10 protein-coding genes are annotated in these 14,146 nt (G+C 47.9%); 9 read left to right on the top strand and 1 reads right to left on the bottom strand.

Features of this window, described 5'->3' with window-relative positions; translation table 11 throughout:
• Positions 1-169 precede the first annotated feature (169 nt).
• Positions 170-3,223, top strand: coding sequence for a type IX secretion system periplasmic lipoprotein PorW/SprE (porW, locus tag ICL07_RS08805; RefSeq protein WP_188087541.1), 3,054 nt, complete (start codon positions 170-172; stop codon positions 3,221-3,223).
• Positions 3,224-3,465: 242 nt separating this feature from the next.
• Positions 3,466-5,871, top strand: a complete 2,406-nt coding sequence (locus tag ICL07_RS08800; RefSeq protein WP_188087540.1) for a penicillin-binding protein 1A — start codon at positions 3,466-3,468, stop codon at positions 5,869-5,871.
• Between the two features lie 231 nt (positions 5,872-6,102).
• Here ICL07_RS08800 and sucC read toward each other — a convergent pair whose 3' ends face one another.
• A complete protein-coding gene (sucC, locus tag ICL07_RS08795) occupies positions 6,103-7,314 on the bottom strand; it encodes an ADP-forming succinate--CoA ligase subunit beta (RefSeq protein ID WP_168810758.1) in 1,212 nt (403 codons plus the stop codon).
• A 127-nt stretch (positions 7,315-7,441) separates the two neighbouring features.
• On the opposite strand from sucC, the gene ICL07_RS08790 reads away from it, so the two are divergent.
• From ICL07_RS08790 to ICL07_RS08760, 7 genes are all read left to right on the top strand, one after another.
• Entirely contained in the window at positions 7,442-8,263 is an 822-nt protein-coding gene (locus ICL07_RS08790) for a purine-nucleoside phosphorylase (RefSeq protein WP_188087539.1), read from the top strand.
• 18 nt (positions 8,264-8,281) lie between these two features.
• A complete protein-coding gene (locus ICL07_RS08785; RefSeq protein ID WP_188087538.1) occupies positions 8,282-10,261 on the top strand; it encodes a putative porin in 1,980 nt (659 codons plus the stop codon).
• A gap of 112 nt (positions 10,262-10,373) precedes the next feature.
• A complete protein-coding gene (locus tag ICL07_RS08780) occupies positions 10,374-11,378 on the top strand; it encodes a hypothetical protein (RefSeq protein WP_188087537.1) in 1,005 nt (334 codons plus the stop codon).
• Between the two features lie 89 nt (positions 11,379-11,467).
• Positions 11,468-11,863 (top strand): HYC_CC_PP family protein, encoded by a 396-nt coding sequence (locus ICL07_RS08775; RefSeq protein ID WP_188087536.1) that lies wholly within the window; start codon positions 11,468-11,470, stop codon positions 11,861-11,863.
• Positions 11,864-11,942: 79 nt separating this feature from the next.
• Positions 11,943-12,488: a heavy-metal-associated domain-containing protein gene (locus ICL07_RS08770; RefSeq protein ID WP_188087535.1), complete on the top strand. Its 546-nt coding sequence runs from the start codon at positions 11,943-11,945 to the stop codon at positions 12,486-12,488.
• Between the two features lie 18 nt (positions 12,489-12,506).
• Positions 12,507-13,361, top strand: a complete 855-nt coding sequence (locus tag ICL07_RS08765; RefSeq protein WP_188087534.1) for a transporter family protein — start codon at positions 12,507-12,509, stop codon at positions 13,359-13,361.
• A 6-nt stretch (positions 13,362-13,367) separates the two neighbouring features.
• On the top strand, positions 13,368-13,937 hold the full coding sequence (locus ICL07_RS08760; protein ID WP_343070994.1) for a helix-turn-helix domain-containing protein: 570 nt from the start codon (positions 13,368-13,370) through the stop codon (positions 13,935-13,937).
• Positions 13,938-14,146: the final 209 nt, after the last annotated feature.

Genomic DNA, 14,146 nt, shown 5'->3' with positions numbered 1-14,146 from the left:
AGGCGGCTAAAGTTAATCAATCCCGCAAATCAATCCACTATTTTATCCTATCTTTAAAATATTTTTTCAAACTTATAGTTATATATTATAGCCTATACACCCTGGCACATCCATGAATTGCTATAAATCGCTACGTCGCTATCCGGTATTATTTTTTTTATTGTTGTGCATGGGTTCTCCGGCGGTTTTTGCTCAAATAAAGCCCCGTAACCAGGTACCACAGCAACAACAGCAGCAACCACAACAGGCGCCCCAGAGCCAGTCCGGTCGCCCTGCCCTCAAACCGCTCTTCAAACCAAAAGAGCCGCGTATACAGGACCGGCGCCCACCCTCTGAAGTGATGCTGGAAAAAAAACACTGGAATTTTAAACGCAAGTTCTTCCAGAACCTGGCCACCCGCTATAACTATTATTTCCATGCCCGCGTAAAGCTGGACAGGGTAGTGAAAACCGTGAACCGCGACGGGCAGGACAACTATAACGTATTGCTGCCCTTTTACCCTACCAGCCTGCAAAGCCAGGGATTCAGCAAAACAGAGCTGGACTCCGTCATAGAAAAAACGAATATGGCTATCCAGTTGCATGACCCCAGAGGGAAATGGATCGACGACTGTTTCCTCCTCATGGGACGTGCCTACTTCTATGAAGGCGACCTGGAAAATGCGAATAAAACCTTTCAATATATCAACATCACCTTCGCGCCTAAGAAAAAAGATGAATACAAAACCGTGGTAGGCGCCAGTGAAAACGATCATATTTCCATCGCTACACGCGAAAAACGCAAAGGCATCCTGGGCCGCTTCAAACACGTGTCCGCCCGTAACGATGCCTTCCTCTGGAGGGCCAAAACCCTGCTGGAACAGAAAGAATTCGACGAAGTGCAAGCACTGCTCAATATCCTGACCACCGATCCCAATTTCCCCCACCGCCTCGATGGTGGTCTGGCAGAAGTAAGGGCCTATAGCAACTATCGCCAGGGCCGCTACCCTGAAACCATAGAGCCGCTGAAAATGGCTATCGATAAAAGCCACGACCGCGTAGCCAAAGCCAGGATGTCTTTTATCCTCGGTCAGCTCTACCTGCAGCAACATCACCCGGATTCCGCTATGGACCAGTTCCGCGATGTAATTGCCCGTAAGCCTGATCCCATGATGGACTTCCAGGCACGCCTGCAGATCGCAAAGATCAACGCCAAAGAAGAAGGAGGCCTCGCCCGAAGCCAGGAAGGCCTGCGCCATATGCTGAAAAAAGAGCGTTTCAGCCGCTTCCGGGATGCTATCCTCTATACCATGGGTACCCTGGCCTATCCGGCAGATGCGGAAGCTGCCCTCGGTTACCTCCAGAAATCACTCAAAGCCGGCGGTGACAACATGGTGCAGCGCACACTCACCTATAAAGCCATTGCCGATATCTACTACGATCAGCGCCAGTACCTGGACGCTAAAAAATATTACGACAGCACCGCCGGCACTATGACGCCCGATTTCGTGGATGCGGCCACTGTCAACGTCCGTAAGGCCGTACTGGCCGATGTAGCGGCTAAACAGGCCATCGTCCACCGGGAGGACAGCCTGCGACGGATTGCCGCCATACCGGAATCGGACCGCAACATCTTCCTGGCGAAATTGGCCGCTACCATGAGAACCGCGGCCGCGGAAAAGAAAAAGAAAGAAGCCACGCAGGCAGCCAGCAGCAATGATAATCCATTGCTGAGCAACAACAGCAACGGCGCCTACGCCCCCAAAGAAGAAAAAGGGGACTGGTACTTCTACAACCCGGCCAGCAAATCGACCGGTTACTCGGAGTTTAAGCGCCGCTGGGGCAACCGCTCCGTAGCCGATAACTGGCGCCGCAGCCAGACCGGCTCCATGCACATGGCCAATAACAACGACAACCCGGTGGAAATGACTACAGACGCCGCCACCGCCGCCAAAACAGATAACCTGCCGCCAGACAGTATCACCGGAGAACGCCTGGCACAAGGACTGCCGCTGACGCCGGATAAACTGCTCGCCTCTCAGAAACTGGACCAGGACGCCCGTTTTGAGCTCGGCAAACTGTACTACGATAAACTGGAGAACTACCCGCTGGCGATAGAAACTTACGACTCGCTGCTGCTTAAATATCCCAACCATCCACGTAAACCGGAGATCCTGTATTCCCTGTACGTATGGCATGGTAAATTGAACCACACCGCCGAAGCAGGCCGTTATAAAGACATGGTACTGAAAGAGTACGGTAATACCAACTATGCCGATATCATCCGCTCCGGCGGTAACCGCGATACAGACCTGGCCCGCAAAAAAGTAGTCAGCGCTACCTACGATTCCGCCTATACGGCATTCCGTAATGGTGACGCAGCAGGCGCCCTGGCTATTAAACGCCGGGCAGACAGTACTTATGGCGTCAACTTCATGCAGGGCAAATTTGACCTGCTGGAAGCCATGGCCCTTGTAAAACAGGATACGCTGATCGGCATTGACAGTACCCAGGCATCCCGCAAAGCAGTACTGGCCGTCATGAACAAATATCCCGGTGATGATGGTATTCAGCAACAGACCAAAACCTTGCTGGATGCGCTGGATCATCGCAACGAGCTGGTAAATTATCTCGCTAAACTGGAGATCCGGAAAGATGAAAACGGTACACCGCTGGTGGATGAAGATGTTTCTATGCGTTACCCCTGGCAAAATCCGCAACCGGTGCTGGTCGACAAGCTGAAAGGAAGTAAAACACCCGCTGCACTGGCAGATTCGGCACACATCTCCAATCAGATAGCCGGTGTGGTGCCTACTGCGCCCATTGCTACCGTTGCACCACCACCACCGCCCAAACCGGTTACACCCTATAAACTGTCGGCCGATAACCCGCACTTCGTAGTGCTGGCGTTCCAGCGCGTATCCAAAGAGCTGATGGATGAAGGGCTGAACCAGTTTACCCGTTACAATGCTTCCAAACATGCCACTGATAAGATTGAGGTAGGCAGCTTTGTGCTGTCGCCTTCTGAAACAATGCTGATATTCAGGATATTCCCGAATGAAGACAAAGCACTGACTTACTTTGATGAAATCAGGGAAGAAGCGGCTGTCAGCATTATCCCCCGGATCAGGCCGGCAGATTATTCCTTTTTTGTTATATCCAGGGATAACTTCATATTGCTGAACAGCACAAAAGACCTGATCGGTTACAGGAAGTTTTTTACGGACAATTATGTAACACAATAATATATAGGTTTTTACAGCCAACAGAGGGACTTATGCCGGATAAGGGAATGTTAAATCCGGCAGGGATGCCGGTGGTAATCATGAATTCTGCAAATATTTAATAGATTTGTGGGTCAAACTGTTAGTAAAAGGGCCTGTTTATTGCTGTTAGGGGCCTTTTATTATCTATTTATTTTAACAGCCAACGATAGGCAACTGTCCAAAAAAATCGGCGTACGCCGCAAAACAAATTTATATAGCGCATGAAAAAATCGGTGAAAATATTGTGGCGTGTGGCGTTTGGTATTTTAGCACTGTTTGTTCTCTTTATCTTATTGATCAATTTCCGGGTTATTGGCAACATGCCCTCCATGGAAGAACTGGAAAACCCGCGTGCCGCGCTGGCTTCAGAGGTAATTGCCGATGATGGTACCATACTGGGCAAATATTATCAGGTAGACCGGTCCAGCAGCGACTTCAACGAAATCTCCAAAAATGTGATCAACGCCCTGATCGCTACGGAAGAAACCCGCTTTTACCAGAACTCCGGTATCGATGCGAAAGGTACCCTGGCTATTCCTTTTTACCTGCTTATCGGTAAAAAACGCGGTTCCAGTACCATCACCCAACAGCTGGCCCTGAACCTGCAAACCGATAACCTGGGTAAACAACGTGCTACCAATCCTATCAGCAGGGGCTTCCAGAAACTGCAGGAATGGATCATCGCCGTGAAACTGGAAAGGAATTTCACCAAACAGGAAATCCTGACGCTTTATCTCAACACCGTTGCTTTCGGTGATAACGTATATGGTATTGAAAATGGCGCCCGCACTTTCTTCAGTAAAGATGCCGGTCACCTTTCCATCGAAGAAGCAGCCATCCTGGTAGGTATGCTGAAGGGTAATACCCTCTACAATCCCCGCCGTAACCCGCAGCTGGCCCTGTCACGCCGTAACACGGTGATAGATAACATGGTGGATGCCAAATTCATCACCCCGGCAGAAGCGGCAGCCGCTAAAAGCAAGCCGATTGTTTTACACTATAATAAGATAGACCATAACAAAGGACTGGCGCCTTACTTCCGTGAAGTGCTGCGCGATGAGGTGAAAGCCTGGTGTAAAGACCATAAAAAGGCGGACGGAACACCGTATAACCTTTACCGTGATGGCCTGAAGATATATACTACCATCAACCCGCGTATGCAGCTGTATGCGGAAGAAGCCGTGGCTAAACACCTGGCTACCCTGCAAAAGTACCTGTCGGCCCAAAATGATGTGAAAACCGGCAACGTGTGGAAAAAATGGCCGCAGTACCTGGACAAATACATGAAAGAATCTGACCGGTACCGCAACATGAAAGAAGCGGAAGCCTCCGATGAAGAGATCACCAAATCCTTCAATACACCTACCAAAATGAAGGTGTTTGCCTGGAAAAGCTCTACCGAACCAGATTTGAACGAGAAAGACACCGTGATGACGCCGATGGATTCCATCAAATACATGCGTGCGGTATTACAGGCCGGCTTCATGGCTATGGACCCGGAAAGCGGGGAAGTGAAAGCCTGGGTAGGCGGTCCGGATTTCCGTTACTTTAAAAATGATCACGTCGCTAAAACCCGCCGCCAGGTTGGTTCTACCTTTAAACCGTTCCTGTATTGCTTTGCCATTATGAACGGTATGTCGCCTAATACCATGCTGCCCAATGAACCGATCACTATCGGTAACTGGACACTGACCCGTAACTCCGAAGGTAGCGTAGGCGGTAGCATTTCCATGGCCGGCGCGCTGGCCAGGTCGCTCAACCTGGTATCTGCTTACCTGATCAAACAGATCGGCGCCAAAGCGTTTGCCGATTTTGCACAGAATAAAATTGGCTTCACCAGCAAAATTGAGCCGTATCCTTCCATTGCGCTGGGCGTATCTGAAATATCCCTGTACGAAATGTTACAGGCTTATACGATGTTCCCTGGCAGAGGTATCAATACCAAACCGATCTACATTACCCGTATTGAAGACCGTTACGGCAATATTCTCGAAACATTTGCGCCTGCGAAGCGGGAAGTCATCAGCGAGAAGGAGTCCTACACCATGGTGAAAATGATGGAAGGCGTATTGCAGCCCGGCGGTACCGGCGCCCGTATGCGCGGTACATATAAGATGCAGGGTGAAATGGCTGGTAAAACCGGTACCACCAACGATAACACTGATGGCTGGTTTATTGGTTATACACCTAAATTGCTCGCCGGCGCCTGGGTAGGTTGCGAAAACAACTTTATCCATTTTGCCACCACCGGTATCGGTCAGGGCGCCAACACCGGTCTGCCTATCTGGGCTTTATTTATGCAGAAAGTATTTGCGGATAATACACTGAAAGTTAATAGCACCGATAAATTCCAGGTTCCGGCCAATATGACCGATGAAACCTATTCCAATTTCGATACCAACGTGAAGCCCGGTGCGGAAGCGGAAGATATCGGTAACGGTTCCGAATCGGATTATCAAACCAGTGAAGAGGATATGTATTCCCCGGGAGCCGATAAACCGGAAACCACCAAACCTAAAGAGGAAAAGCCGGTCACACCGGCCAAACCTAAAGAAGATAATAAAGAAAAGGATAAAGGAACACCTGCCACTCCGAAAGCGGTATATCCTCCTAAAAAAGATAATTAAAAACAAGGGCTGACCAGCAGGTCGGCCCTTTGTTTTTTGGTGTCTTTATGTGGGGAAGAATGAATTTGTCTCTCCGCCATGTGTTGGCCTCAAAACCCAGTCACCCAGGGCTGAAGCCATGGGTATGGATTCCGGTCTTTCCTTACACCGTTTTTCTTCAAAAATTAAAAAGCGAAGACCACATTATACAATGTGGTCTTCGCTTTTATAAATATCTAAATAATCAAATGATTAATTCAGTGCTTTGTTTACCAGGTCGGCAGCTTCGCTGAGCAAGGTAGCAGACTGTACTTTCAGGCCGCTGGCTTCGATCAGTTCTTTTGCTTCTTTGGCGTTGGTACCCTGTAAGCGTACAATGATCGGAACATTGATGTTGCCGATAGATTTGTAGGCGTCGATTACACCCTGAGCTACCCTGTCACAACGAACGATACCGCCGAAGATGTTGATCAGGATGGCTTTTACTTTAGGATCTTTCAGGATGATGCGGAAACCTGCTTCAACGGTTTGTGCGTTGGCGGTACCTCCTACGTCCAGGAAGTTAGCCGGATCGCCGCCGCTCAGTTTGATCATGTCCATGGTAGCCATAGCCAGACCAGCACCGTTTACCATGCAACCTACGTTACCGTCCAGTTTCACGAAGTTGAGGTTGTATTTGCCTGCTTCCACTTCGGTTGGATCTTCTTCCGTGATGTCGCGGAGGGCTTCCAGGTCGGGATGACGCATCAGGGCGTTGTCGTCCAGGTTTACTTTGGCGTCAACGGCAATGATTTTTTCATCGCTGGTTTTGAATAACGGGTTGATTTCCAGCATGCTGCAATCCAGTCCTACGTAAGCGTTGTACAGGTTGGTCACAAATTTCACCATGTTTTTGAACGCTTCGCCGCTTAAACCGAAGTTGAAAGCGATGTTGCGTGCCTGGAATGGCTGCAGGGGCATATTGGGTTTTACCCATTCTTTGTATATTTTCTCAGGAGTACTGTGTGCTACTTCTTCGATATCCATACCGCCTTCGGTAGAATACATGATAACGTTCTGGCCTTTAGCGCGGTCCAGCAGGATAGACAGGTAAAATTCCTTTACCGGGTTAGGGCCGGGATAATAAACGTCCTGAGCTACCAGTACTTTGTTTACCAGTTTACCAGCTTCGCCGGTCTGGATAGTTACCAGTGTACCACCGAGGATGTTACCTGCAATGGTTTTCACATCTTCCGCATTTTTTCCTACCGCTACGCCTCTCTGCTCAGTTCCACGGATTTTACCTTTCCCGCGTCCACCAGCGTGAATTTGCGCCTTAACTACTGCAAACTCGTTGCCGTATTGCACCTTCAGTTGCTTGTAAGCTTCGGCAGCTGCTTCCGGTGTTTCTACCGGAATACCTTCCTGAACCGGTACATTATATTTTTTCAACAGTTCTTTAGCCTGGTACTCGTGTAAGTTCATCGCATAAAATTTGCCGCTAAAATAGGTCATTATGATTTAAATATAAAACTGCAGTCATTTGTGAATTAAAAAATAACTTTGCGCGGTTTGATTTTTAAATCCGACTTTTAATTAATAGCATAAACAGATGAGTGAATTAACGGACCAGATTAAAGCAGCTGGGGACTATATCAGGAAATACTGGCAGGAGACGCCGGTAGCCGGGGTGATATTGGGAAGTGGACTGGGTAACCTGACCAAAGAGATAGAACAAAGTATTGAAATATCTTATCGTGATATTCCCCATTTCCCGGAATCTACGGTGGATGGGCATTCGGGGAAACTGATCCTGGGATACATGCAGGGCAAGCCCGTAGTGGCGATGGCGGGCAGATTCCACTATTATGAAGGATTTTCCATGAAACAGGTGACTTTCCCGGTGCGGGTGATGAAGGAACTGGGTATCCATACCCTGTTCATTTCCAACGCTGCCGGTGGTATGAACGCCCAGTTTGAGGTGGGCGACCTGATGATCATCCGGGACCATATCAACCTGCAGCCGGAACACCCGCTGCGTGGCCGTAACGAGAATACGCTGGGGCCCCGTTTCCCGGATATGAGCGAACCTTATTCCAAAGAGCTGATTCTGACAGCCTGTCAAATTGCCGCTGCTCACAATATTGACCTGCATACCGGCGTATATGTGGGAGTGCAGGGACCAACCTTTGAAACCAGGGCTGAATATAAATATATGCATATCATCGGCGGTGACGCAGTAGGTATGAGCACAGTACCGGAGGTGATTGTAGCAGTACATGCCGGTCTGAAAGTTTTTGCTATGAGTGTTATCACCGATATTGGCATCCGTGAAGAGGAAAACGTGATCACCCATGAAGAGGTACTGGAAGCGGCCAATGCGGCAGAACCTAAGCTAACGCTTATCTTTAGTGAATTAATCCGGCAACTATAAACGTTTTGTCATTTTCGGATGAGGCAACTTTTTATTATCATAGCCCTGCTGTTGGCAGGTAGTCATTCCTTAATGGCACAGTTCAATACCGGGCGTTTCGGCAGTATGGGCGGCGGTGGCGGCGGCAATAGCAAAATGCAGCGCGACACCATGCACCACACGGAAGAGCCGGACACCCTCACATTGACCTACCGCTACCTCGGGGAGCCGACGGATTTCACCATCGACTCGTCCATTGCGGATTTCAATATCGACTTCCTGAAGGTGCCGGCCAATTACATGACGCTGGGCAACAGCGGTTCGGCTGCCCGGAATATCATTTTTACCCCACTGATGAAACCCGGCTTCGACGCCGGTTTTCATGCGTACGACGTGTATGGTAACTCCCACGCCAATGCAAGGTTCTATAATACGAACCGCCCCTATTCTGAACTGAACTATCTTGTAGGCAGTAAACAGGAACAGGTGATCGGCGTCACCCATACACAGAACCGTACAGACCGTTTCAATTTTGCCTTCGACTACCGGAAAGTGAATGCGCCCGGTTATTTCCGTACACAAACTACCAACCACGATACCTACCGGCTTACCGCCCGTTACCAGAGTAAAAACAAAAGAGCGAACAGCTACCTCAGTTTTTATTACAACAAACTCAATGGCGGTGAAAACGGCGGTATTAAAAACGATACCTTCCTGGCCAACTCGCAATACAAAAACCGCCAGGCGATTGATGTGAACCTGGGCAACCAGAACGTGACCCAATACGCGTTCTTCGGTACCAAAATTCCGGTGAAATCGCAGTACCAGGAAACCGGTTTCCTCTTCCAGCAACAGTACGACTGGGGCAGGGGAGATACCATCCACATCAACGATACGACAGACTACTACCGTTACCGGCCTATCTTCCGGGTGCAGTATACGTTCAACTTTCAGAACAACAACTACCAGTTCATCGACAATAGCATGGATACCACGTTCTATACGCGGCACTATGGATTTGATTTTATCCCGGGTGATACCATCCAGGCTAAACATCAGTGGAAAATGATTTCCAATGACCTGTCGCTGGTACAGTTCCCGGTATTGGGCAATCTGGGCCACTTCATCAACCTGGGCGCCCGGTTTGAAAGTATTTCCGGTACCTTCCTCGATGCGGATATCAATTTCTCCAACCTGGCATTACACGGGGAATACCGTAACAAAACCCGTAATAAACTATGGGATTTTGCTGCCAGAGGCGAGTTTTATGTGGTGGGCCAGAATCTCGGCGACTATAGTATTTACGGTAGTTTGCGACGGCATATCAACGATCTGCTGGGCGACGTGAAACTGTCTGTTACCAACGTAAACCGGGAGCCATCCTACGTATACAAGTATTTCAACAGTAGCCGCACTACCTGGTATAACAGCACTACGGCCAAGGAGAATACCACCCAGCTGCAGTTTGCAGCTGAAAACAAAAAACTGCAATACAACCTGGCGGTGAACTATTTCCTGTTCACCAACTACACGTATATGGCGGATTATTACCACAGTGCACAGGCGCCGAACCTGTTTAACCTGTTACAGGTAGTATTCAGCAAGAAATTCACCATCCGGCCGTTCTCCTGGTTTGCAGAAGTGGCGTTCCAGCAGCGCCATGGTGAAGGCCCGCTGAATGTGCCTGCATTCTGGACCCGTCACCGCTTTGCATTTGAAAAGCTGTTGTATCGTAACCTGAACCTGATGACAGGTCTCGAATTCCGTTACAATACATCTTACAATGCAGACGACTACTCTCCGTTACTCGGACAGTTTGTTTACCAGAACGACACAAAAGTGAAGTACAACGCGCCGGATATGGCTGCGTTTGTGCATTTCCGTATCAGGTCCTTCTCCGCTTTTGTGCGCGCAGAAAACCTGAATGTGTTCTTTACACAGAATAACCATTCCGCCCCGCTGTATCCCTACAATAACTTCGATTTCAGATTGGGACTGCGCTGGTGGTTTATTAACTAATAAAAGCTGCACCTTGTATTTCTTCCCAGGGGGTACAAGGTGCAGAAAATATCCTTATATTGTTGTTTGTGTAACCTATACCCGTAACCCGTAAACCTATCCCATTCTATTTATGAAACGTTTCCTGTTAACTGTATTGTGGCAGTGTACCATTGTATGGGCAGCTACCGCCCAGCAACCTATTGAATATGGTCCTGTTCAGATTTTTGGTCTTAATGAAGGGGCTGCAGTGATTTATTCCGGAAATGGCTGGCAACAGGTCACCCGGACGAATTATGATTACCTGGAAGCCTTATTTTGGCAGCCTGTACCTGCTGGTTGGACGAGAGAATATTATGTTGGAATAAAGAAATCAGACAACTTTCCTAATTGTGGCACTATTCAGCTCCGGTTTTGGTTTCCGTGGGGAAAGGCCGCCGGGCATCAATTTGATATCCATACCGAATGGGGAATACCGGCAGAAAGCAGATATCATTGGAGTAGAATACCAAGCGTGAATGATCAGGTACAGATAGCCCATTCAATAGATAATAACGGCTATTGGAGGCTGGATGCCAGGATGGCCGGATGTACCGATTATCCTAAACCCGGTCATCGTTTATATATCCAGGGTGTATTTGTAAAAGCTATCGACAGGCCCGCGCCGTCTTCCGTTGCTATTGTTTTAAACACAGATCCGGTAGCTGCGGAACCTCCCCGCTATATTTTAGGAGGCCTTGATTCTCCTATCAGCATTGACGACCCTAATGGCAATGTGGGCATCGGCACCATGTATCCAAAGGCCAAACTGGCTGTTAATGGCGATATCCTGGCCAAAAGAGTCAAAGTCACCCAAAACGCTGCCGACTGGCCTGATTACGTATTCCACCCGGAATATAAACTTCCTTCCCTGGACAGCACTGCTGCTTTTATTACCACCAACCGACACCTGCCGGGCATCCCTTCTGCCCAGCAAATAGCGGAGAATGGGCAAGATTTAGGGGAGATGAACCGGTTGTTGTTACAGAAGATAGAAGAACTCACCTTGCACATGATCCGGGCGCAGGAAGAGAACAAAGCCTTGAAATCAAGGGTGGAGCAGCTGGAAAAAAGGCAGGCATCTCCCGGAAAAAAGTAACAAACAGAAATGTTAAAATAGCCGGCGCAGCCGGAATTTGACCAGATTTATGGCGAAAAACAATTTATTGTAGTATTTTTGTACATCATATGAAACGGTTTTTCGCCATATTTTTTGCCCTTCTGTACACGCTGCTTACCAGCGGGTTTACGGTGAACGTGCATTATTGCATGGGCAAACTGGCGTCCGTAAAACTGCAGAACCTCCCTGATGAGGACCAATGCAAAAGATGCGGCCGGCCGGTAAAAAGTATGGATTGCTGTAAAAATGAGGTGAAGTTCTGCAAAGTGACCACCTCTCATCAGGCCGCCAAAGCCTTACAGCAGAGCGCCCCGGTAATGATGGACCTCCAGCTGCCGGTAAAAATATTGTCCACACCCGCACCACTGGCGGCTTTACAACTGCATCAACGTAGCTATCCGCATGATCCGCCGGACATAGGCACCATGCCCGTGTTCCTTCGCAACTGTGTTTTCCTGATCTGATAACAGCCTGCATTTGCATGTTTTCTACGTGAAAACGTAATGGTATTGCTGTATTCTTTAATTTATAACTATTCAGATCATGAAAATATTATCCATTCTTTTAGTAGCTTTTAGTATCTCTTTCGGTGCCCACGCGCAATATAAAAAAGCCAGCCTGCAGGCTTCCGGCCTTACTTGTGCCATGTGTTCAAGGGCTACGCTGGAATCATTGCAAACCCTGCCGTTTGTAGATAAAATCGATACAGACCTCGATAACACCACTTTTATTCTCCACTTCAAACCGGATGCAGCGGTAAGTATTGATGCCATCAAACAGAAAGTGGAGGATGCCGGTTTTTCTGTCGGTAAACTGGTGGTGACCGCCAACTTCAGCGATGTAAAAGTGAAAAACGATGCGCATGTGCCTTTTGCAGGCAGTACGCTGCACTTTATGCATGTAAAAGATCAGGTACTGAACGGTGACAAAGACATCACCGTGATCGATAAAGACTTCGTTTCTTCCAAACAATTCAAAAAATATTCAACTGAAACCACGATGTCCTGTTATAAAACAGGAGTGATGGCCGACTGCTGCACACCGCATGACGCCAAAGCTTCTAAGAGGATTTATCACGTCACTATTTAATCTTCCCGGTTTCAGTATATGCGCAAAATTTTGATGATGGCGGCGGCACTGGGTGCCTTCAGCCAGGTAACAACAGCTCAGGAATTATACGTTAACACAGAGCCAGCCAGTAATATGCCGGCCAATTCACTCGGTATCCGGCTTACCAACAAGTTCTTTAAAATGGAACATGATGGTACCACCGGTATGCGGTTTGAACCGGAAGTCATGTGGGGCATTAATAAAAAACTTATGGTACATGCCATCGGTTATGCGGCCAATATGATGCAGTCCTCCATCCGGATGGAAGGCGGAAGCGTTTATGCCAAATACCGCTTTCTTTCCCTGGACCAGCAACATGCCCATTTCAGGATGGCGGCTTATGTGAAGGGATCGGTGATAGATAATCCGTACTTACCCTCTACAGCCGCCACCAGGAAACCGTACAACAATACGGACATCGACCTGGAAGGCGCTACCTCCGGTGTGTCGGGCGGTATCATTGCTACGCAGCTGCTGCATAAACTGGCTTTGTCTACTACGTTAGGGTATTCCCGTTATATGAACAATGTAAAGGATAATATCCCGGAAGGGTTCCCGAAAAATTCCGTAAATTATAGCCTGTCCGCAGGATACCTGGTGCTGCCGGTGAGATATAAAAACTTTAACCAGACCAATCTGAACCTGTATGTAGAACTGTTGGGTAAAACCAATACCGATGCAGCAGGAAGGGGTTCTTACCTGGATATAGCGCCGGCAGTGCAGTTTATTTTCAACAGCACTACAAGACTGGATTTGTCGTACCGGACACAGCTTACCGGGGATATGGCACGTAATTCGTTCAATTCGTTTCTGGTGCGCATTGAACACAACATTTTTAATATTAAAAAATAAGCCTGCGTGAAAACCGATCTGTTCATAAAAAATATGGTTTGTCCGCGCTGTATTAAAGTAGTTAAATCAGTGCTGGAAGCCACACCACTCACGGTAACCGATATGCAACTGGGTAAAGCCACTGTGGAGGGAAAGGTTACTGAACAACAATTGCAGGCAATTTCAGTTGCTTTGCAGGCGGAAGGTTTTTTACTGATAGACGATAAAAAACAGCAGCTGGTAGCTGCGATCAAAAATATCGTGGTAGAAACCGTCCACTATTCAGAGCTGGATGAAATGAGAGAGAATTTCTCCTCGCTGCTGGCTGGCAAGCTGCAAAAGGATTATCATTACTTAAGCAGCCTTTTTTCAGAAATGGAAGGAGTAACCATCGAGCAATATATCATTCAGCAAAAAATTGAAAGGGTAAAGGAACTGCTGGACTACAACGAGTTGAGTTTAAGTGAGATCAGTTATAAAATGGGATACAGCAGCGTGGCGCATCTGTCGGGCCAGTTTAAAAAAGTGACCGGACTAACGCCCAGCCAGTTCAAACAGGTAAAAACACCCAAACGTATTCCCCTCGATAAACTATAATTGTTAGAAGTTAGTTGTTTTAGTTTTAGTTGAAAAGAGAGGCTACTGTACACCGTAGCCTCTTCTTTAAAAAAACAGGAGATGAAAAAAGTATTATTGTCTGTGTTAAAATTTATAACATCATTATTCACCAAAAAAGAGTGCTGCCGTTAACGGTACGCCTGGTGTTATCTTATTATTGTCCCGGAGCCCATCGCTCCGGGATTTTT

The organism is Chitinophaga qingshengii, from assembly GCF_014529935.1.
GTDB classification, from domain to species: Bacteria; Bacteroidota; Bacteroidia; order Chitinophagales; family Chitinophagaceae; genus Chitinophaga; species Chitinophaga qingshengii.
The sequence above is the reverse complement of the archived record's forward strand: the minus strand, read 5'-3'. Positions and strand labels throughout refer to the sequence as shown.